Raw genomic sequence first — 20,664 nt, forward strand, 5'->3', positions numbered from 1 at the left:
GCCCCTTTCGAATTCGCGGAGTCCTGGGTCCAGGACTCTTACGAAGCCTCTCGTTTGACCATGTCGAGCACCGCCAGGTGGGAGAACACCATGCTGGTGCCGATCGGGTTGCCGCCACCCGGGTAGGCGTAGCCGCTCGGTGCAGCCATGGTGTTGCCCGCCGCGTACAACCCGGGGATCGGGTTGCCGGCGGTGTCGAGCACCTGGCCGGTGGTGTCGGTGCGCAGGCCGCCCTTGGTGCCCAGGTCGGAGATGCCGAACTTTGCGGCGTGGAACGGCGCCTTGTCGATCCGGACCATCGGGCACGCGCCGCCGGAGAAGGCGCGGTCGTAGGCCTCGTCGCCGCGGCCGAAGTCCGGATCGGAGCCGGCGTCGGCGTATTCGTTGAACTGCTTGACGGTCGCGGCGAGCTGCTCGGCGGGCACGCCGATCTTGGCGGCCAGCTCATCCAGGGTGTCTGCGGTGTACCAGAGCCCGGCGTCGACATACTTCTCGGTTTCCACCATGGACACGTTCGTGGCCTTTATCGGCGGGACGCCGGCATCGGTGTCGTCGTAGATCATCCAGAACGGCAACGCCATCTCACCCTTGGCCAGCCGGTCCACGACGACGCGGCCGATGCGGTCGTACGCCGCGGACTCGTTGACGAACCGCTTACCGTCCTGGTCGACGAAGATGCCGCCGGTGAACCACAGTGCGAACGCGCTGCGACCGTCGGGATGGGTCAGACCGGGCGACCACCAGGCCTGCTCCATCAGATCGGTGTCGGCGCCGACGGCGATGCCCGCCTCATGCGCCTGACCCAGATTCCCCCAGGGCCCCATGGTGTCTCGCGCCTCGCCCGGTACACCGAACTTGCGCCGCAGCTCGTCGTTGCCCTCGAAGCCACCGGCCGCGAGCAGCACGCCCTTGCGCGCCCTGATCGCCTTGCGAACCCCGTCCGTCTCGACGACAGCACCCACGACAGCACCGTGCTCGGTCACCAGCTCGACGAGAGCGGTGCCCAGTTGCGTTGTCGCCGAAGGGTATTGCTTCAGCGCCACCAGGAAGCGGGCGATCAGTGCGCGACCGCCGATGAAGTAGTCGTCGGGCTGCGGCACGCCGAGCCGGTCGTTGTCGAGCGGGCCGCGCACCAATTCCTTGAATTCCGGCGCCTTTTCGATCTTCAGTGGACGGGCCGCGACATGCCGCTGACCGTCCAGCCGGGCCTTCGGCATCTTCCCGAAGTAGTCCGGCCAGGGCAGCATGTCGAACTTGAGGTTGGGGTCGGCTTCCAGGTACTCCATCAGCGGGGCGCCGCCACGGACGTAGGTGTCCTGCAGCTCGCGCGGCGTCCGGTCACCGACGACGGCGTGGTAGTACTCCAGCGCGTCCTCGATGGTGTCGTCGGTACCGGCCCGCTGCAGCACCGGGTTGCAGGGGAACCACACCCCGCCGCCACCGGAGTAGGCCGTGGTGCCACCGAACTTGTCGGTGGCCTCGACCAGCAGCACCTCGAGTCCCTCGCGCGCGGCGGTGTAGGCGCCGGTGACACCACCGCCACCCGAACCCGCCACCAACACGTCAACCGTCGCGTCCCAGTCCGTCATGCCCAAGCTCCCCTACAGATATCGCTGCCGTCCGTATTGCGTGAACTCCTCGTCCAACGCGCGCTTGGCATCCTCTGACATGAGGCCGTACCCCGGTACCCCCCTACCCACCCAGCGGTACACCAGCTCCTCGGTGTGCCACTTGTCCGCCTGCAGCGCACGCTTGAGCACCTTGTTGGACCCGGTGACCGGCAGCGAGTCCGAGATCCGCAGGAACCGCGGCGTGCCCTTCTTGCCCAGGTCGTCCTGGTCGTTCAGGTACCGCACGAACTTGTCGACGTCGAACAGGATCGGATCGGCCACCTCGATGGCCGCCATCACCTGATCGCCCGAGCGGGGGTCCGGCACCGCGTACACGCCGGCAGCGATCACCTCGGGATGACGCCGCAGCACGCGCTCGATGGACAGCGCCGAGGTGTTCTCGCCGTCGACCCGGATCCAGTCGCCGCGCCGGCCGGCGAAGTAGATGAAGCCGTTCTCGTCGAGGTACCCGAGGTCGCCGGTCCAGTACCAGCCGCCCCGAATGCGGTCGGCGTCGGCGGCGTCGTTCTTGTAATAGCCCTCGAACTTCTTGGTGCCGAGCTTGTCGACGATCTCGCCGACGGCGTCATCCGGGTTCAGGATGCGGCCGTGCCGGTCCAAAACCGCTGGGACACATTCGATCATGGTTTCCGGGTTGACGATCGCGACGCCCGGATGGGCGGGACGGCCGAGGGCCCCCTCGGGCTGGTCCGGGTCGAGCACGACAGCGCCGCCGCCCTCGCTGGAGCCGTAGCCTTCATAGAGATCGGCGCCGAAGCGGCGCTTGAAGTAGGCCTGGTCTTCTGGCGAGGCCTCGGTGCCGAAACCGCGGTTGAGCGTGTTGTCGGCGTCGTCGGGCTGTTCGGGGGTGGCCAGCAGGTAACCGAGCGCCTTGCCCACGTAGGTGAAGAACGTCGCGCCGAAGTACCGCACGTCGGGCAGGAACCCGGACGCCGAGAAGCTCGGGGTCAGGCAAACGGTCGCGCCGACGGCCAGCGCCGGCGCCCACAGCGCCATGATGGCGTTGCCGTGGAACAGCGGCATGCAGCAGTAGTCGACGTCCTCGCGGACGTGGTGGAACTTCTCCACCGCCGAGTAGGCGATCCACGCCAGGCGTCCCTGGCTGCACTTGACGGCCTTCGACGCGCCGGTGGTCCCGGAGGTGAAGAGCAGCAGGAGCAGAGACTGGTCGTCGACCCCGTGGGCCGGTGCGATTTGTGCACGATTTTCCGCGCCGGCCGCGGGTTTTCGTGCACAAATCGCGTCCTGGTAGGCCGGGTCGTCGACGACGAGGATGCGGTCGGGTGTCAAGCCGAGATCGAGTCCCGAAAGTCGTTCCCGCCCAGCCGAATCCGTGACGATCAGCTGGCAGTCCGCGTGCCGGACCTCGCCGGCCAGACCCTCGTTGCCGCGCGTCGGGTTGATGCCGACGATCGTCGCGCCGGACAGGGCGGCACCGCCCAGCCAGAAGGTGAAGTCGGGCACGTTGTCCAGCAGCACGCCGATATGGAAAGGGCCCTCGGCCCGCAACTCGGCCGCGTATGCGCCGCGGGCGGCGGACTCGCGGACCACCTCGTCCCAGGTCCAGTCCTGGTCCCGGGTGCGCAGACCCAGCCGCTCGTCGCCGAGGCGGTCGAGCAGCAGGGACGCGATGTCCTCGCGCGGCTCAGGCATCGGCGACAGCGGCGTTCTTCTGGTCGAGGTACGCCTGCGGCAGGTCCGCCACGCCCAGTTTGGTGACGCTGACCGGGCCGGTCTGGTAGGCGTCCTCGCCGATGATCAGGCCGTCGGCGTCGATCGGCCAGTTGATGAGCTGACGGAACACCAGCAGGTAATCGCCGTTCGGGTCGTCGACGTCGACGCCGATGGCCTGCGCGGCGGCACCCGGGTAGATCATCTTCATCCAGCCTTCGGTCATCACCAGATCATCGTCGACAGCGAGGCGATCGATCTCGAAGACGAGGTGATTGGCGCCGCTGGCCACGAACGCCTCGTAGTAGGCGCGCACACCTTCGGTGGTCTTCGGGCCCATGTCGGTGTTGGCGTACCAGAAGTGGTAATCCGGGTTCGGCGACAGCGTGGCCATCAGGCGATCCATGTCTGGCACGGCCTCCGCCTGCATGTGCTCGAGCACGATGCTCAGCACCTGGCGATGACGCTCGTTCGTGGTGCGCGACAGGCGTTCCTCCACCAGTTCCCAGGTCTTGGTGGGGTCGATGACGGCCATGTGGGTACTCCCTTGAATCTGTGGACTGAGCATGGGCTGTTCAGCGTTCTGTGGCAATCATCACGAACCCGGCCGCAGCCGGTCATCCGACGTACGTCGGATCTTGCGCGCAGTTTTCCCGACGCTCGTCGGGGCAGAGCTAAACGGTGCCCGGCCGTAGCCGAGGGCGATAACATGCGGATCTCCCGCGCGACAGGAGGTGCCCGGCCATGGTGCACGCGTTCCGCGATCCGCTCGAAGCGACCGCAGACCTGCGGCGTTCCCCCGTCCACCGGCACCTGCAGCTCAGCGTGGTGTGGCAGGAGCAGGGCGTCGCGATTCTGTCGATGCCGCTCGCGCCGGACCTCGAAGGGCTCGCAGCCGGTGGCATCCACGGCGGAATGCTGGCGACCCTCGCGGACGCTGCCTCCGGCTTCTGTCTCGAAGGCCTCTTCGACCTCGGCTCAGAAATCCCGGTGACCACCGACATGCACGTCCGCTACTACCGCCAGCCGCACGGCGGGCCGCTGGTCGCCGAAGCCCAGGTGGTCAATGTCGGTCGCCGGCTGCTCAGTTGCGAATGCTCGATAGTCGATGCCGGCGAGCGCGTGCTGGCCCGGTCCACCGCCACGTTCATGATCGTGCCGTTCGAGGGCTGACGACGCCGCGCGGGTCAGTCCGTCAGCTCCGCCGACGACAACGCGATACGCCGGATCATCAGCACCAGGGTCGCCGAGAACCGGTCCAGGGGATCGTCCATGTCCCAGCCCAACTGGGATTCGATGTGCGCCAGCCGCGCCGCCACCGTGCTGTGGTGCACGTGCAGTTCCTCGGCCGTCCGCCGCAGCGAACCGAACACGCAGAACGCCTCGGCCGTCTCGACCTGCAGCCGGCCCGCCGGGGTCGCCGCGATCTCGTTGAGGCGGGCCAGCGCGTGACTGCCGCGCGTCGCCTCGGGCGGCAGCTCTGCGAGCAACTCCAGCGCGCTCAACCGCTCGTAGGCGACGGCGCGCCGCCCGAATCCGGTCGACGACGCAAATCGCAGCGCCCGCAGGGCCTGAGCCCACGAAGCCGGCGCCGCGAAGACGCCGCCGGCCGCCCCGAGGCCGACCCACGGGCCCCGGTCGGCGCCGACCGGGAGCGGCGCCGGGAACGCGGTGACGATGGCCTGGTCCAACTCGTCGGACAGCGCGCGGGTATCGGTGCGGCCCTGGCACAGCACCGCCGTCGCGGTGCCCAGGTCCGCGGTCCGCACCGACACCGCCTTCAGGGCCGACGTGATGACCCGTAGGGCTTCCGGCGACGACTGCGCCGACACCGCCAGTACCCTGACCTCGCGGGACTCATCGAGCCCGAGCAGCCTGATCGCCCGCGCCCGATCCTCGGAGCGCTCGCGGCTGGACAGCACCACCTCGACGAGCGCCGGGTCGCCGAAGCTGGGCGGCACCCGGGCGCCGATGTCCCCCAGCGTGTGTCGCACCCGGTCGAGCAGCACGCCGTCCAAGGGGTGGCCCGGGGCGTCGCGCTCCAACCAGACCTCCGGCACGGAGCCGTCCCAGCGCACATGGACGGGACACCCGGCGACCTCCTGTGCCGCCTCCAACACCGCGTCGACGCCCGTGGCATCGAGGTCGTCGAAGAAGCGGACCACCCGCAGCACCGACTCGGGGTCACTGCCCAGCCCGGACAACCGCAAGGTGCTCACGCCGCCATTCTGGCAATGCTCAGAACTGCAGGACGCTGAACCGCCAGTCCAGGACCTGCCGGTCGGGACCGTCGGCGTCGGCCGCGAACACCACGGACCGCAGATCCAGCGTGCCGCCACGGCCCGGCGTCTCGTGGGCCGCTTCGACGTGCAACTCGCTGTACAGGGTGTCGCCCTCGTGCACGGGGCCGGTGTGGTCGCAGGACTCCCAGCCCAGGACGGTGACGATGTTCGGCAGGAGCCGGGTGGCCTGGGCCAATGCCAGGCCGATGGTGTGCCCGCCGTACACCAGGCGGCTGCCGGCCACCCGCGAATCATGGTGCGTGGCAGCGACGTTGAGTGTCAGCCGGGCCAGTTCCGGGGCGCTGCTGACGACGTCTGCCGTGCTGGTGAACACGCCGCCGGCGAGCTCCGGATCGAAATGCAGGCCGGGCACCGCGGAGCGCCAGGCGTCGGCACTCCATCCTGCGGCCGGGTCGGGAAGTCCGGGCACGGCAGTGCCGATGGTGCTGAGGTCGTCGGCGTGGCCGGTGTCGCCGGCGTCGTCGCGCAACGGCAGCATGGCGCACCGGTGGAAGTCGAGCACCGTGCGGCCGTCCTGGTCGATGGTGATCATGCGCAGGGCGGCCAAACCCGTGCGCGACCTGCCCGGCTTGGCCGAATTCTGTTTGAGTCCAACGACTTCGGTGCGGGTGGTGATGGTGTCGCCGATATGCGGGAAGCGGTGGAACCGCAGTCCGCGGTAGAACAGATTCGCCTTGACGCGCCGGGTCACCAAGGTCGACTGGCCGATCGCGACGTCACACACGAGCGCCGGATGCACCAGCGCCCGCGGCGATCCGGTGACCGCGGCAGCCAGGGCGGCATCCAGCGGTAGCCGCATCCGGTCGCCGAGAATGGCCTGGTGCACCGCTGCCGTGCCGTCGGTGAGTGTCATGCCGGGCGCCCAGTCGAAGACCTGACCTATTCTGAGGTCCTCGAAAAACGGTCCGCCAGTGGGCACGTCACACAGAGTACTTGTCGATCAGCGATTGCTTGTACAGCTTGCCCGTGTCGGTTCGCGGTAACTGCGCTTCGAACGAGATGGACCGCGGGCACTTGTAGTGCGTCAGCCGGTCCCGCAGCCAGCTCAGCAGCTCGGCGCCGAATTCCTCGGTGCTGTCGGCCGGATCCACGGTCTGCACAACCGCTTTCACACTCTGGCCCATCTCGGCATCCGGAATACCAAACACCGCGGCATCCATCACCTGGGGATGCGTCACGAGGACGTTCTCGGCCTCCTGCGGGTAGATGTTCACGCCGCCACTGATGATCATGTGATGCCGGCGGTCGGTGAGGTAGAGATAGCCGTCCTCGTCGAGGTAGCCGATGTCACCGACGGTGGCCCAACCGTGCGCGTCCCTTGAGGCCGCGGTCTTTTCGGCATCGTCGAGGTACTCGAAGGTGTTCCCGCCCTCGAAGTAGATTTCGCCGGGCACGCCCTGCGGCTGCTCGTTGCCGTCCTCGTCGAGGATGTGCAGGACGCCCAGCATCGGCTTGCCGACCGATCCGGGATGGGTCAGCCAGTCCTCGGCTGTGATCAGGGTGGAGCCGATGGCCTCGGACGACGCGTAGTACTCATCGACGATCGGCCCCCACCAGTCGATCATCTGCTTCTTGATCTCCACGGGACACGGGGCGGCGGCGTGCATGACGCGCTTGAGCGACGACAGGTCATACGAATCCCGCACGGACTGCGGCAGTTTCAGCATACGGGTGAACATCACGGGCACGAACTGGCCGTGGGTGATGCCGTAGCGCGCGATGGCGTCCAGACAGCCCTCGGCGTCGAACTTTTCCATCACGACCGTGGTGACGCCCTCGGCCTGAATCTGCATCGACCACACCGACGGCGCGGTGTGGTACAGCGGCGCCGGGCTGAGGTAGACGGCGTCCTTGGGAAGCCAGAAGCTCATCAGCATCTTCATCAGGCCGGGCACCTCGGCCGGCGGCAGGTGCGTCAGCTCGCGCTTGATGCCCTTGGGACGACCGGTCGTGCCGGACGAGTACTGCAGCAGGTCGCCTTCGATCTCGTCGTCGATCGGCGTATCGGCATGAGCCGCAACGCATTCCGGGTAGCGGTCCCAACCCGGCAGGTCACCGTCGGCGATCATGAGCAGCTTCGGCAACCCCGAGGCGAGGTGCTCGGCCAGGCCGGCACAGGTGTCGCCGAGGGCCGCCGAGCCGATCACCGCGGACGCCCCGCTGTTCTCGATGATGTACGCGGCTTCGGCTGGTGTCAGGTGGATGTTGATCGGCACGTAGTACAGGCCGCTGCGCCGCGCGCCCCACATCGCGGCGTGCATGTGCTCGTTGTTCTCCATCAGGATCGCAACGACATCGCCCTCGACCAGCCCGTTGGCCCGGAAGTGATGCGCCAGCCGGTTGGCTCGGGCCTCCAGCTCGTCGAACGTCACCACAGCCCCGGACGGGTGCAGGATCACGGCCGGTTTTCCATTGCCCACATGCTGGCGAATCTGCATGACGGCACTCTACGACAAGTGACTTGACACCTGTCAAGAGCGTGGATGTGTGGGCATCCCCGGCCTTCACCCACCCCGCCGCAGCACTCCGGCCAGGGTTCGGCACGCTGCCGATATTTTGCTATTTCCGCAATTTTGGCAAACTGCCAGCAAATCGCCAGAACAGTATCCGGTCGACATATTTTGCAGATCTATGCGACTATCGCTCGATGTCGCGTACTTGCGACTGTAGTTTTGGCAAATTTCCTGACACGTCGACCGGAGGTCGCGATGGCCACATTCGATTACCTCGTGGTGGGCGCCGGGACCGCAGGGTGTGTGCTGGCGAATCGCCTGTCCGCCGATCCTCGCAACCGGGTACTACTCATCGAGGCCGGCGGTCACGCGCGCAGCCCCTACCTTCGGGTCCCCAAACTCGGCAGCCGCTTGTTCGGCAACCCGCGATACATCTGGCAGCACCAGACCATTCCCTTCGGCCCCCACGGCACCACCGAACTCTGGCCACGCGGCAAGCTCCTCGGCGGATCCAGCTCGGTCAACGGCATGGTCTACAACCGCGGCCAGAAAGCGGACTTCGACGAGCTCGAAGAGCTGGGCAATCGCGGCTGGGGCTGGGACAACATCCTCGCCGCGTACCGAAGCTTCGAACACAACACCATCGGTCAGTCGTCGACCCGAGGGTTCGGCGGCGAACTGGCGATCAGCGTCGTCCGCGACCCCGATCCGCTCGCGCTGACCACGATCACCGCCGGTACCCGCCTGGGCATGCGACCCCTGGGCGACCTCAACGAAACGGACGAACCGCGCATCGGGCTGTCACCCGCGACCATCCACAACGGCAGGCGGGTCAGCGCCGCCACCGCGTTCCTGGACCCCGTGCGCGGCCGCCCCAATCTTCAGGTGCTCACCGGCGCCACGGCAGAGCGGCTGGAGATCACCCGGGGCCGGGCCACGGGCGTGGTGATCCGGATGGACGGGCTGTCCACGGTCGTCCGGGCGAATCGCGAAGTGATCCTCACCCTGGGTGCGCTGGGCTCACCAAAACTGTTGCAGCTCTCCGGAATCGGGCCAAGCGATGTCCTCGCAGCCGCCGGCGTCCCGCGCTACCTGGAGCGGGCGAACGTCGGGCGGCGGATGCGGGACCACCGCACCCTCGTGAACACCTACCGGCTCAACCGGAACATCGGGCACAACCGGCACCTGTCGACGACGTGCGGCAAGGTCCGGTCCACGATCAGATACGCCGCAAGTGGCCGAGGACCGCTGGCGGCGCCGACCGGCGACGTGCTCGCGTTCTTCAAGACCGGACCCGACCAGCCCCGCGTCGACGGTCAGATGCTCGTCACCGCCCTGACGCTGGCCGGCCACGGCGGTACCGTCGAGCGCCTGCCGGGCCTGTCCTGTATGGGCGAGATTCTCCGGCCGACGTCGGAAGGCAGTGTCTGGATCAGCTCGCCCGATCCCGACCACCCCTTGATGATCGACCCCAACTACCTGGCCACCGCCCACGACCGGACCGCTGCCATCGGAGTCCTGCGCACCATGCGCGAGGTGTTCCAGCAGTCTCCCATCGCCGACCTCATCGCCACGGAGCTGGCGCCCGGTCCCGACACCCAGTCCGATGACGAGCTCCTGCATGCCGCGATGACGCAGGGACTGACCGGGTTCCACGCGATCGGCACTTGCGGCATGGGACCGGACGACGAGGACATCGTCGACGACCAATTGCGGGTCCGCGGCATCGACGGACTACGGGTGGCCGATCTGTCGATCATGCCGATCATGTTGTCCGGCAACACGAATGCGCCCGCCATGGCGATGGCCGCGCGGGCTGCCGACCTCATCCTGGACGCGCCGGTCCGCGCCGGTCGCCACCGCCGTCACCGACCGGCGATCGACAGCTCCCGACCGTCGAACCGCAACCCGTCGCCGTCGTGGTCGTCGGCGCTGAACGGCGCCCGCAGCGTGGCGACGATGTGACGGCGGTTGACGATCAGACCCACCACCGTCAGCGCACCGTAGACGCCGCACAGCACCAGGCGGCCGGTGGTCGAGGTGATCGGGAACTGCACCACGAACAGCGCCAACAGCAGCCAGGCCGTCGCCCGGTGGAACCGCAGCGACAGGATCAGCGCGACGCCCATCATGGTCTGGGTGGCCGTCAGTAGCACTTCCTCGACCTGGCGGCCGTCGAGAACCAGCTCGGTGCCGCCACCACCGGCGAGGTAGGCGATGGGCAGCGAGCCCATCAGCAGTGTCCACTGATTGACCTTGGATGAGATGAGGGTCGCGATCGCCGCGGTGCTCTTGCCCCGCGCGGCGAAGATGGTCGCGATGATGAACTCCGGCGCCTCCGAGGCCAGCGGCGCCAGCCACTGCACCAGCAGGAAGCGGTCGACGCCCAGCTCGGTACCGGCGTTGATCAGGCTGTTCGCGAACGGCTCCGCGCACATCAGGATGACCGCGCCCGACACCAGGAACAACGTCACGACCGTGATGCGGCGGGCCCGGTCCGGCAGCGCGCCGATGGCCGCGGCGGTACCGACGAGTTCGGGCTCCTCCGGTTCGCCGCGGGTCAGTTTGTACAGGTAGAAGCCGAACCAGGCCAGCATTGCCACGCCGAGCACCAGGTGAATGCGGCCGGTCGCCGGGATGACGAACGCGACGAGCCCGGCGATGAGCAGGAAACCCAGCTCGACCCGGTTACCGGGCTCCAGCGCGAGCAGCCGTTTGCTGCTCTTGTCGGCCGACATCTTCTGTGCGACGTACAGCCCGACGATCACCACGACCGGCCAACCGATCCCCATCAGCAGCCGGTTGGAGCCTGTCATGTTGGCGGCGGCGTATTGCACGTATTCGGCGTCGTGGCCGGCGACGTAGGCGTAGTAGAGGTCGACGGCGTACTCGGGCAGCACCGCGATCAGAGCCAGGACGGCGATGGCGAGGCCACCTGACACGTCGACCTGCGCCGCCTCGGCCGCCCAGGCCAGCACGAAGCTGGCGGCGACGACGGCCGCGCCGAACGCCAGCAGCGAGACGACGGGGTTGGGGTGCGCTCCCGTGAGACGCAGCGCGACGGCCGGGAGAACGAACGCGGCGGCCAGCAGCAGGGATCGCGCAAGCGGCCGACGCGTGGTCGGGCCGGCTGATCGGGTACTGGTCACGCCGATGACGGTAGCCGCCCGAAACCGCGCCAGCAACTTAGCGTTGCTACGAATTGCCGCGGCTTGCGGTGCTGAATTTGCTGGTCAGAGTCCTGAATGTTTTGAGTTCGGTTATCCTAACTTGATTGTGTGGCTAACCGACTCGGCGATGCCGGCGGGTTCCGGCGGGCACAAACCGCGCCGAACACCCCAGCCATCGACCCCTGGCCGGACCCCGAGTCGAGCTCGGTCGCTGCTTTCGGGAGTGATATCAGCGCTGAGTCCCGGCGCAAAGTGCGTGGGTTCAATCGTGGCCGCCATTTGCCGGTGGTCACTGAACTCACGGACCGCTGACGCCCAGAAAAAGTGCCCAGCTTCCGTCATCGGCGGCTCTGCAGGCCGTGATTGAAGCCAGGCACAGCCAGGCACAATCGCGGCCGAACCGCAAAAACACCCAACCCCCGATCTCCTGGGAGACGGGGGCTGGGTGTTTGCGCGAGAGATGTACTACGCCTCTTCGGCCAAGCGGTGCTTGAGGGCGTCGAACTCGTCCTTGATGCCGGTCGGCAGTTTCTCGCCGACGAACTCGAACCACTCCTCGATCAGCGGCAGCTCGTTGCGCCACTCGTCGACACGCACTGCCAGCGCCTCGTCGACGTCCGCGGCCTTCACGTTCAGGCCCTCCAGATCGAGGTCTGCCGCAGTGGGAACGATGCCGATCGGGGTGCTCTTGCCCTCGGCCTGGTGCTCGATGCGCTCGATGGCCCACTTCAGCACACGGCTGTTCTCGCCGAAGCCCGGCCACAGGAAGCGGCCGTCGTCGCCGCGGCGGAACCAGTTGACGAAGAAGATCTTCGGCATCTTGGACTCGTCGGCGTTCTTGCCGATGTTGATCCAGTGCTGGAAGTAGTCACCGACGTGGTAGCCGAGGAACGGCAGCATGGCCATCGGGTCGCGGCGCACGGTGCCGACCTTGCCCTCGGCGGCGGCGGTCTGCTCGGAGCCCAGGGTGGCACCGATGAACACGCCGTGCTGCCAGTCGCGGGCCTGCGTGATCAGCGGGACGGTCGTCTTGCGGCGGCCGCCGAACAGGATCGCCGAGATCGGCACACCCTGCGGGTCGTCCCACTCGGGGGCGACCGACGGGCACTGCGAGATCGGGGTGCAGTAACGCGAGTTCGGGTGCGCGGCCTTGGTCTCGGTCTCCCGCAGGATCCAGTCCTGGCCCTTCCAGTCGATGAGGTGCTCCGGCTCGCCCTCCAGGCCCTCCCACCAGACATCACCGTCGTCGGTCTTGGCGACGTTGGTGAAGACGGTGTTGCCGGCGGCGATGGTCTTCATGGCGTTGGGGTTCGACGACCAGTTGGTGCCCGGCGCGACGCCGAAGAAGCCGAACTCGGGGTTGACGGCGTACAGCCGGCCGTCCTTGCCGAAGCGCATCCAGGCGATGTCGTCACCGACGGTCTCGGCGCGCCAGCCCGGGATGGTGGGCTGCAGCATCGCGAGGTTGGTCTTGCCGCAGGCCGACGGGAACGCGGCGGCGATGTAGTACGCCTTGTTCTCCGGGGAGATGAGCTTGAGGATCAGCATGTGCTCGGCGAGCCAGCCCTCGTCGTGCGCCATGGCCGAGGCGATGCGCAGCGAGTAGCACTTCTTGCCCAACAGCGCGTTGCCGCCGTAGCCCGAGCCGTAGCTCATGATCTCGCGGGTCTCGGGGAAGTGGGTGATGTACTTGGTCTCGTTGCAGGGCCACGGCACGTCGGCCTGGCCCGGCTCCAGCGGTGCACCGAGCGAGTGCAGCGCCTTGACGAAGAAGCCGTCATCGCCGAGCTTGGCCAGCGCCTTGGCGCCCATGCGCGTCATGGTGCGCATCGAGACGACGACGTACTCCGAGTCGGTGATCTCGACGCCGAGCTTGGGATCCTCGGCGTCCAGCGGGCCCATGCAGAAGGGCACGACCCACATGGTGCGGCCGCGCATGCAACCGCGGTACAGGTCGGTCATGATGCCGCGCATCTCGGCCGGATCCATCCAGTTGTTGGTGGGGCCGGCGTCCTCTTCGCGCTCCGAGCAGATGAAGGTGCGCGACTCGACACGGGCGACGTCAGACGGATCCGACAGTGCCAGATACGAATTCGGCTGCTTGTCGTTGTTCAGCTTCTGAAACGTGCCGGCTTCGACGAGGTGCGCGGCGAGGCGGTCATATTCCTCTTCCGAGCCGTCGGCGAACATCACCCGGTCGGGCTGAGTCAGCTCCGCAACTTCACGAACCCAGGCCAGTAGCCCGGCGTGATTGGTCGGTGCGGCGTCGAGACCGGGAATGGTCGCTGAGGTCATCAAATTCTCCTGCTCGCAAATCGCAGCTATACCTCTTTAGAGGTTAACGTGAGTGACATTCAAGTGGACAATCGGGCCGCTGTCCGATCTCTCACAAGAACGATTCAGAAAGCCCAATCGGCGCTCCCGAACCCGCAGGTAACGCGTTTGAGGGCACCGACGGGCGGTTACCGGTCAGTAGCGCGACGGCCTCGATGGGCGCAATTCGTAAAGCGGTCAATTTTTCGTTTTGTGATCTGCGGTCGCCATGCCCGCCTGCGCCTCCAGTAACCGGTACGCGAGTTCCTCTTCACTCGCCTGCCGCGCCACCGCGACGGCGGCCCCGACCCAGCGCTCAAGCACCGCGCGCCGGTGCAACCGGGCGCGGCCGCCGACGACTGCCACGGTGAGCGCCAGACCGAGGGCCAACCCCACCGCGCCGCCGATCCCGTCGGGCACGCCTGCCAGCCCGGTTGCCAGCCGGGCCAGCCCCAGGGCCGCCCCCAGGCCGAAACCCGCGCCCAGCACGAGGCCCAGCCACAGTTCGTCGGGGCGCTGGGCCGGCATGGGACCCGTGACCTCGGGCCGCGGCCACCGCCCGCCAGGCCCGGAAACGCCCAGCGCACGGGCGGTCGCGTCGCGAGCGCGGTCGGCGACCTCGGCCAGCCGCTCGCGGGCATCGGCTTCGAAACTCCCTACCGCAGCCCGCCCGGACGGCACCCGGGTGAGCAGCTCGGCCCGCAGGTCGGCGTACTGGCGGCGGAGGTCGCGAACCAGCTCCAGCCGGATGCGCTGCAGTTCCAGCCGGGACGTCACCCGGCCTGCGCCGGTACGTGCCAGCAGCCGCAACGAACCGCGGCTGACGTCCATTGCACAGCGACGGTGCAGGTCATCGGTGGTGCGACAGCCGAAGCGGCGCCAGTGCAGCGCCCGCCGCAGATGCGCGTCGGAGTCCATGGCGGCGTCGACGGCCAGACCGTCGGCTTCGAGTGCTGCCGTCGCCGCGGCGGTACGCAGTGCTGCCGTCGCGTCGGATGCCGACCACTGCCGCACCCGGTCGTCATCCAATTCGCTTGCCGCCCAGGTTATTTCACTCAGCACCGCGACAATCGTCCGGTACCGGCCGGCGGCGTCACCCGGGTCCTGGCCGGCGACGACGTGCGCCAGCTCCGGCACCTCGTCCGTCAACCGCTGCAGCGCCGCCGTGAACCGCTGCCAAACATCCCCTGACACCACGTACCCCCGGATGCCATCGTCGCACCTCGGCGCGGGTCCGGCCGACGCCGTTTTTCAGGCAACTGTTGGGTATCAATCTGCACCACGATGCGGGCTCTCACAGCCGGATGAGAGACGATGGACGGATGTATGCCCAGCGCGAGGACGACGCTGCCTCGTCGGCCGGCGCCTCGGCGGCCGAAAACGAGTCCGCAGCCGACACCACCGGCAGCCCCGCACACCAGCACCGGCGCGTCACCAGCTTCCGGTCCCGCCGGTCGAGCCTGTCCACCAAGCAGCAGAGCACGTGGGACCGGCGGTGGCCTGAGCTGGGCAAAGTCGCCCGCTCCGACGACGGTGAACCCGCCCCGCTGATCGACACCGCCGCCTGGTTCGGCCGCACCGCACCGGTCGTGGTGGAGATCGGCAGCGGCACCGGCATCTCGACGCTGGCCATGGCACAAGAGGAACCGCACCTCGACGTCATCGCGGTCGAGGTCTACCGCAAGGGCCTGGCCCAGCTGCTCGGCGGCGTCGATCGGGCCGGCCTGACGAATGTGAGATTTGTCCGCGGCGACGGCGTCGATGTGCTGGAACACATGATCGCGCCGGGCACCCTCACCGCCGTGCGCGTGTTCTTCCCGGATCCGTGGCCCAAGGCCCGCCACCACAAACGCCGGCTGCTGCAGGCCGAGACGGTGGCCCTGATCTCCAGCCGCCTCAAGCCCGGCGGCATCCTGCATGCGGCCACCGACCACGCCGACTACGCGGTGCAGATCGCCGAGGTCGGCGATGCCGAGCCGACGCTGAAGCGCACGTCGGCCGACGCCGACCTGCCGATCTCGGTGCAGCGGCCCACCACCAAATATGAGGCGCGGGGCATGCGGATGGGCAGTCCCATCACCGAGCTCATCTGGGAGAAGCCCGAGTGACGATCACCGAGGCCTTTCCGCAGGCCGTCCCCGGACCCAAGCCCTACCCGCCGGCTCCGCCGCCGGGACCCCGGCCGCACCGGGTGCTGCTGGTCTGGGACGCGCCCAACCTGGACATGGGCCTCGGATCGATCCTCGGCGGCCGTCCGACCGCTGCCCACCGTCCCCGCTTCGACGCGCTGGGCCGCTGGCTGCTGGCGCGTACCAATGAGATCGCCAACGGCCGCAGACCCGACCAGGCACCGGTGTCCCTGGAGCCCGAGGCGACGGTCTTCACCAACATCGCCCCCGGTAGCGCCGACGTCGTGCGCCCGTGGGTGGAGGCGCTGCGAAACGTCGGTTTCGCGGTGTTCGCCAAACCGAAAACGGACGAGGACAGCGACGTCGACAGCGACATGCTGGCGCACATCGCGCTACGCCGCAGCGAGGGCCTGGCCGGCATTTATGTGGCCTCGGCCGACGGCCAGGCGTTCCGCCAGCCGCTCGAGGACATCGCCCACGACGGCACTCCCGCGACCGTGGTCGGATTTCGCGAACATGCCAGTTGGGCGTTAGCGTCGGATACCTTGGACTTCGTCGACCTGGAAGACATCCCTGGTGTCTTCCGGGAGCCGCTGCCGCGAATCGGCTTGGATTCGCTGCCTGATCAGGGCGCCTGGCTGCAGCCCTTCCGGCCGTTGTCCGCGCTGCTGAGCTCGCGCGTTTAGGAAAAACTACAGATGACGTGTGCGGTGGCCAAAAATGGCAAAAACATTGAGCAGGACTTTATGCAGATAATCGTGAGGAGCTGACGTGTTCGCCTGGTGGGGTCGAACGGTGTACCGATTCCGATACGTAGTGATCGGTGTCATGGTCGCACTGTGCCTTGGTGGCGCCGTGTACGGGTCCAGCCTCGGTGAGCATGTCACGCAGAGTGGCTTCTACAACGAGGGCAGTGAGTCCGTCGCCGCGTCTGTGCTCGGTGACGAGGTGTACGGCCGCGACCGGACCAGCCTCGTGGTGGCCATCCTGACGCCGCCCGATGACAAGAAGATCACCGACCCGGCCTGGCAGAAGAAGGTCAGCGGTGAGCTCGATACCTTCGTCAACGACCACAAGGACAAGGTCGTCGCCTGGGTCGGCTGGCTGAAGGCGCCCAGCGACGGCCTGAAGAAGATGACGACGCCGGACCTGCGGCACACCTTCATCACCGTCCCGCTCAAGGGCGACAACGACGACGCGATCCTGAAGAACTACCAGTCCGTCGCCCCTGACCTGTACAAGGTCAACGGCGGCAACATCAAACTGGCCGGCCTGGAGCCGCTCGCGAGCGAGCTGACCGGCACCATCGGCACCGACCAGAAGCGCGCCGAACTCGCGATCGTGCCGCTGGTCGCGGTCGTGCTGTTCTTCGTGTTCGGCGGCGCGGTCGCCGCCGCCCTGCCCGCCATCATCGGTGGTCTGACCATCGGTGGCGCGCTCGGCATCCTGCGGTTCACCGCCGAATTTGGGCCGGTGCACTTCTTCGCCCAGCCCGTGGTGACCATGATGGGCTTCGGTATCGCCATCGACTACGGCCTGTTCATCGTGAGCCGGTTCCGAGAAGAGCTGGCCGAGGGCTACGACGTGGAAGCGGCCGTCCGAAGATCCGTCATGACCTCGGGCCGGACCGTCGCGTTCTCCGCGGTGATCATCGTCGCGTCGTCGCTGCCGCTGCTGCTGATCCCGCTGGGCTTCCTGCGGTCGATCACGTACGCGATCATCGCGTCGGTGCTGCTGGCGGCCTTCCTGTCGAACACCGTGCTGCCCGCTGTCCTCGGCATCCTGGGCACCAACGTCGACGCGCTCGGCGTCCGCACCCTGCTGAAGGTGCCGTTCCTGGCCAATTGGCCGTTCTCGCGCAAGATCATCGACTGGTTCGCCGAGAAGACGCAGAAGACCAAGACCCGCGAAGAAGTCGAGAAGGGCTTCTGGGGCAAGTTGGTCAACGTCGTGATGAAGCGGCCGCTGGCGTTCGCCGTGCCGATCACCATCGGCATGATCCTGCTGGTCATCCCGCTCGGACAGCTGGCCCTCGCCGGCATGAGCGAGAAGTACCTGCCGCCGGACAACTCGGTTCGTGTGGCGCAGGAAGAGTTCGACAAGATCTTCCCCGGCTTCCGCACCAACGCCCTGACCCTGGTGATCAAGAGCGACAACGGCCAGCCCGTCACCGATCAGCAGATCGCCCAGGTGCGGGCCAACGCCGGCACCGTCAGCGGGTTCGTCACCCCGGACGACAACGACAAGTCGAAGATGTGGGCCGAGCGGACGTACCAGGAGGGCGGCACCAAGGACCCGACCGTCCGCGTGCTGTCGAACGGTCTGATCAACAGCGGTGACGCCGCCCAGAAGATCGGCGAACTGCGCGGCCTGCAGGAACCGCACGGTGTCCACGTCATGGTCGGCGGTACCCCCGCCCTCGAGCAGGACAGCATCAGCACCCTGTTCGAGAAGCTGCCGTTGATGGTGGTGATCCTGGTGGTCACCACGACCGTCCTGATGTTCCTGGCGTTCGGCTCGCTGGTGCTGCCCATCAAGGCCGCGCTGATGAGCGCCCTGACCCTCGGCTCCACGATGGGCATCCTGACCTGGATGTTCGTCGAGAACGGGCATGGGTCCGGGTTGATGAACTACACCGCGCAGCCGCTGATGGCGCCGATGATCGGCCTGATCATCGCGGTGATCTGGGGTCTGTCCACCGACTACGAGGTGTTCCTGGTGTCCCGCATGGTGGAAGCCCGCGAGCGCGGCATGTCCACCGCCGAGGCCATCCGGATCGGTACCGCCACCACCGGCCGCCTCATCACCGGTGCCGCGCTGGTGCTGGCCGTCGTCGTCGGCGCCTTCGCGTTCTCCGACCTGGTGATGATGAAGTACCTGGCATTCGGTCTGCTGATGGCGCTGCTGCTCGACGCCACCGTCATCCGGATGTTCCTGGTGCCCGCCGTCATGAAGCTGCTCGGCGACGACTGCTGGTGGGCGCCGCTGTGGATGAAGCGCGTGCAGCAGAAGTTGGGTCTCGGCGAGACCGAGCTGCCCGACGAGCGCAAGCGTCCGGCGGTCCGCGAACCGGAAGATCCGCGTGCGCTGGTCGGTTCCGGCGCCCCGGTCCGGGCGCCGCACGATCCGACGCATCCGGCCGCCGGCCAGCGCGCCGTCCCGACCCGGATCAACCCGGGTCAGCCGCAACCGCCGAGCCAGGCGCCGACCAACCGGATGCCGAGCGCGCCCGTGCAGCCACCCGCTCCGCAGGCCCCGCCCGCGCCGCCGTCGGCTCCCGCTGCTGAGCCCCCGACCACGCGGTTCAGCGCCGCCAAGGGCGCCTTCCGCAACGTGGTGTCGAACGTGACCCGCGCCGTCACCCCGCAGAACGGGGACCCGACGCCGCCGACCACAGCGATCGGCGACCCGGCAACCACTGCGTTCCGTCAGGCCGATCCCGCCACCACTGCGTTCCGTGCGCCGGGCGGCGTCAAACCGCCCGCCGGCGACACCGGCCCGGGCGGCGGCAACCGGGAGATCGAGTCGTGGCTGGGACAGCTGCGGGGCAACATCAGTGCCTCGGGTCCGCAGATCCAGACTCCGTCAGACGCGCCCGGTGAGGGCAACGAGCCGACCACGGCGTTCCGCGCCCAGCCGGCCGACGCCCCCGACGCCACCGAGAAGATCGATACCGCGGAAACTCAGCGGCGCGGTACCGGCGGCGGGGTCAGCGCGCAGGATCTGCTGCGCCGGGAGGGCCGTCTGTAGCAGGGGCGTCTGCCCCTTGCGAGACGGTCGCGGCGGCGACTGAGCCGGCTTCGGCGAGCAGCTCGGCTTGCTCGGCGTCGGGGTCCTTGGCGACCAGCACCCGGATGGCGCTGTTGAGGAAAGCCACGATGGGCACTGCGATCAGCGCGCCGATGACCCCGGCCATGACACCGCCACCGGCGATGGCCAGCACGACGGCGAGCGGATGGACGGACACCGCGCGGCCCATCACGATCGGCTGCAGCACGTGGGCTTCCAGCTGCTGCACTGCGATGATGAGGCCGAGCGCGATCAACGCGTAGATCCAGCCCTTGGCGATCAGCGCCACCACCACGGCCACGAAACCGGTCAGCACGGCACCGACCAGCGGGACGAACGCGCCGAGGAACACCAGCGACGCCAGCGGCAGCGCCAGCGGCACGCCCATGATGGCCAAGCCGGTGCCGATGCCGACGGCGTCGACGAGCGCCACCACGAACGTCGCGCGGACGTAACCGATCAGCGAGCCGAAACCGGCGCGGCCGGCGTCGCGAACCCGCTCCCGGACCGACGCCGGGACGATCTTGGTGACGAAGGCGTAGATGTCGCGCCCGCCGTGCAACAGGAAGATCAGAGTGAACAGGACCAGCAGCATCCCGGTGATGATCTCGGTCAGTGCGCCGGCGGTGGAGAAGACGCCACTGGTCAGCTTGGACTGATTGTTCTTCAGGGCGTCGATGGCGCTCTGGCCGACGCTGTTGATCTGCTCGCTGCTCAGATGCAGGATCGGGCCTTCGGTCAGCCATTTGCGGGCACCGTCGATGCTCTTGGTGACCTGCTCCACCAAAGCTGGCGCGCCGTCGATGAATTGGAAGACGACGAACGTCAGGATGCCGCCCATCACCACGATGGAGCTCAGCAGCATCGCCGCCACGGCCGCGCCGCGGGGTAGCCCCCGCGCGGTCAACAGGTCCACGGCAGGCAACAGGAACGCCGCCGCCAGCGTCGCCAGCAGCACCGGCACCACGATGACCTCGAGCTTGATGACCACCCACAGCAGTGCGAGCACCGCACCGAAGATGACCAGTAACCGCCAGGACCAGGCTGCAGCCTTGCGTACCACCGGATCGACCGCTTCGTGGGCGTGTGACATGGGCGCCAGCGTAGCGCCGCGCGATGACGCCGCGAGGTTGTTGACGATGCGCCGCGCAGGCACGCCGGGCACGACACGCCGGATACGCTAAGCGCGTGTCGAACGAGGCTGC

Annotated in this window: 15 protein-coding genes; 5 read left to right on the top strand and 10 right to left on the bottom strand. The window is 67.9% G+C overall.

All coding sequences use genetic code 11. From position 1 onward, the window contains the following. Positions 1 to 38 precede the first annotated feature (38 nt). The 3 genes from QRN63_RS06925 to QRN63_RS06935 are packed head-to-tail and all read right to left on the bottom strand — an operon-like array spanning position 39 to position 3,837. Positions 39 to 1,589: an FAD-binding protein gene (locus QRN63_RS06925; RefSeq protein WP_285030136.1), complete on the bottom strand. Its 1,551-nt coding sequence runs from the start codon at positions 1,587 to 1,589 to the stop codon at positions 39 to 41. A gap of 12 nt (positions 1,590 to 1,601) precedes the next feature. After that, positions 1,602 to 3,284, bottom strand: coding sequence for a steroid-22-oyl-CoA synthetase (gene casI, locus QRN63_RS06930; RefSeq protein WP_285030137.1), 1,683 nt, complete (start codon positions 3,282 to 3,284; stop codon positions 1,602 to 1,604). Next, positions 3,277 to 3,837, bottom strand: a complete 561-nt coding sequence (locus tag QRN63_RS06935) for a nuclear transport factor 2 family protein (protein WP_285030138.1) — start codon at positions 3,835 to 3,837, stop codon at positions 3,277 to 3,279. Before QRN63_RS06935 ends, casI begins: the two co-directional genes overlap by 8 nt. A 209-nt stretch (positions 3,838 to 4,046) precedes the next feature. Between QRN63_RS06935 and QRN63_RS06940 the strand changes: the two genes are divergently transcribed. Beyond that, a complete protein-coding gene (locus tag QRN63_RS06940; protein ID WP_267320102.1) occupies positions 4,047 to 4,475 on the top strand; it encodes a PaaI family thioesterase in 429 nt (142 codons plus the stop codon). 14 nt (positions 4,476 to 4,489) lie between these two features. Here QRN63_RS06940 and QRN63_RS06945 read toward each other — a convergent pair whose 3' ends face one another. The 3 genes from QRN63_RS06945 to fadD4 are packed head-to-tail and all read right to left on the bottom strand — an operon-like array spanning position 4,490 to position 8,043. After that, positions 4,490 to 5,521: a PucR family transcriptional regulator gene (locus QRN63_RS06945; protein WP_267320101.1), complete on the bottom strand. Its 1,032-nt coding sequence runs from the start codon at positions 5,519 to 5,521 to the stop codon at positions 4,490 to 4,492. A 19-nt stretch (positions 5,522 to 5,540) separates the two neighbouring features. Further along, positions 5,541 to 6,524: a MaoC family dehydratase gene (locus QRN63_RS06950; protein WP_323849191.1), complete on the bottom strand. Its 984-nt coding sequence runs from the start codon at positions 6,522 to 6,524 to the stop codon at positions 5,541 to 5,543. A 1-nt stretch (position 6,525) separates the two neighbouring features. Continuing rightward, positions 6,526 to 8,043 (bottom strand): fatty-acid--CoA ligase FadD4, encoded by a 1,518-nt coding sequence (gene fadD4 / locus QRN63_RS06955; RefSeq protein ID WP_267320100.1) that lies wholly within the window; start codon positions 8,041 to 8,043, stop codon positions 6,526 to 6,528. Positions 8,044 to 8,313: 270 nt separating this feature from the next. Here fadD4 and QRN63_RS06960 point away from each other — a divergent pair, with 270 nt between their 5' ends. Beyond that, a complete protein-coding gene (locus QRN63_RS06960) occupies positions 8,314 to 10,023 on the top strand; it encodes a GMC family oxidoreductase (protein WP_285030139.1) in 1,710 nt (569 codons plus the stop codon). Here the strand turns inward: QRN63_RS06960 and QRN63_RS06965 are convergent. The 3 genes from QRN63_RS06965 to QRN63_RS06975 form a co-directional block, all read right to left on the bottom strand. Then, positions 9,924 to 11,213, bottom strand: a complete 1,290-nt coding sequence (locus QRN63_RS06965; protein WP_285030548.1) for a calcium:cation antiporter family protein — start codon at positions 11,211 to 11,213, stop codon at positions 9,924 to 9,926. The genes QRN63_RS06960 and QRN63_RS06965 overlap by 100 nt on opposite strands. A gap of 480 nt (positions 11,214 to 11,693) precedes the next feature. Further along, positions 11,694 to 13,523 (bottom strand): phosphoenolpyruvate carboxykinase (GTP), encoded by a 1,830-nt coding sequence (locus QRN63_RS06970; protein WP_267320097.1) that lies wholly within the window; start codon positions 13,521 to 13,523, stop codon positions 11,694 to 11,696. Positions 13,524 to 13,739: 216 nt separating this feature from the next. Next, entirely contained in the window at positions 13,740 to 14,735 is a 996-nt protein-coding gene (locus QRN63_RS06975; protein ID WP_285030140.1) for a hypothetical protein, read from the bottom strand. Between the two features lie 110 nt (positions 14,736 to 14,845). On the opposite strand from QRN63_RS06975, the gene trmB reads away from it, so the two are divergent. The 3 genes from trmB to mmpL3 all read left to right on the top strand — a co-directional run bounded on the left by trmB (position 14,846) and on the right by mmpL3 (position 19,420). Further along, positions 14,846 to 15,649: a tRNA (guanosine(46)-N7)-methyltransferase TrmB gene (gene trmB, locus QRN63_RS06980; RefSeq protein WP_285030141.1), complete on the top strand. Its 804-nt coding sequence runs from the start codon at positions 14,846 to 14,848 to the stop codon at positions 15,647 to 15,649. After that, on the top strand, positions 15,646 to 16,356 hold the full coding sequence (locus QRN63_RS06985; protein ID WP_410506159.1) for an NYN domain-containing protein: 711 nt from the start codon (positions 15,646 to 15,648) through the stop codon (positions 16,354 to 16,356). The genes trmB and QRN63_RS06985 overlap by 4 nt, the downstream gene beginning before the upstream one ends. 85 nt (positions 16,357 to 16,441) lie before the next feature. Further along, complete coding sequence (gene mmpL3, locus QRN63_RS06990; RefSeq protein WP_285030142.1) at positions 16,442 to 19,420, top strand: trehalose monomycolate exporter MmpL3; 2,979 nt, start codon at positions 16,442 to 16,444, stop codon at positions 19,418 to 19,420. Here mmpL3 and QRN63_RS06995 read toward each other — a convergent pair. After that, entirely contained in the window at positions 19,380 to 20,552 is a 1,173-nt protein-coding gene (locus QRN63_RS06995; protein WP_285030143.1) for an AI-2E family transporter, read from the bottom strand. The genes mmpL3 and QRN63_RS06995 overlap by 41 nt on opposite strands. Positions 20,553 to 20,664: the final 112 nt, after the last annotated feature.

The sequence above is a fragment of the Mycolicibacterium sp. lyk4-40-TYG-92 genome (genome assembly GCF_030209435.1).
Taxonomy (GTDB): domain Bacteria; phylum Actinomycetota; class Actinomycetes; order Mycobacteriales; family Mycobacteriaceae; genus Mycobacterium.